The following is a 911-nucleotide window of genomic DNA, read 5'->3' on the forward strand; positions in this document are numbered from 1 at the left end:
CCCAGCATAGCCGGTGGGTCAGATTTGAATCGGCGACCGGGTCAGTTTCTCATCGGCGGCAACACTCAGATCTTCACCTTCCTGGTGATGCCGTTCCTGTTCGCCTGTCCTGCAGCATGGTGTTCTTCAGCAGTCGGACAATGAAATCGAAGAAACCCGCAGATCGACCCGAGCCTGTGACCAAGCCATATGCCTACACGCGTAAGCCACGCAACGGGGCAAGGTCAGCCAAGCAGACTGATGCGAAAGGGGATTAGGCAGACCTCCTCCCGGTTCGTGGCGCTGTCAACAGCTGGGAGGCATGCGGAACCATGCTCATGTCTGGGGTCAGGTCGTTGCTGCTCCCGATGGGCCAGGAGTGTCGACAGTCAGCCGTATCAAGGCCGGCCGTGTGTCCCACCGGCTACAGACACCAGCGCGAAAATCGCACAGAGAAACACCCGCCAAGTGGCGCGATGGCTCGTCTCTTTGCCGCTTTCCCAGAACCAGCTGAATTTCCTGAAGGTCTTCACCATGCGTCAGACAGAAGTCGCAGCGCCTCCTTTTGCTCCTGTGCCGGCGCCGACGTTCATGGCGGCCGCCATCCGCTTTGTCGCCGCTCTTGCTGCGTTGATCGGGCTCAGCCTCCTGCTCGCCAGCCTCTGAGGGCACATCGTCCTGCCTCTGTGCTCTTTGCGGTATAGCTACACTCTCGTTTATCAGCCATTCTGGGCTGGTCCATCAGGAGCGGCTGGGGGGCGGTCCTCCCTGGAACTCAAGCGCCTCCGCACCCGCGGTACGCATCCGAGGAAGGACGCATTGCGCTAGTGAGTGAGACTGTGGATGGTCTGTCTATATAGACGTCAATATAGACAGTGCTTTAGCCATGGACATGATGGATGCTCGCCCGGGGCGCGTCAGCAGGATGGAGA

General features: G+C 59.5%; 1 protein-coding gene. It reads left to right on the plus strand.

What is annotated here, in order from left to right; translation table 11 throughout:
- The first annotated feature begins 447 nt into the window (after positions 1-447).
- Entirely contained in the window at positions 448-645 is a 198-nt protein-coding gene (locus tag KBI52_RS01255; protein WP_210804837.1) for a hypothetical protein, read from the plus strand.
- Positions 646-911: the final 266 nt, after the last annotated feature.

The organism is Microvirga sp. HBU67558 (genome assembly GCF_018069605.1).
In the GTDB taxonomy this organism is placed as follows: Bacteria; Pseudomonadota; Alphaproteobacteria; order Rhizobiales; family Beijerinckiaceae; genus Microvirga; species Microvirga terrae.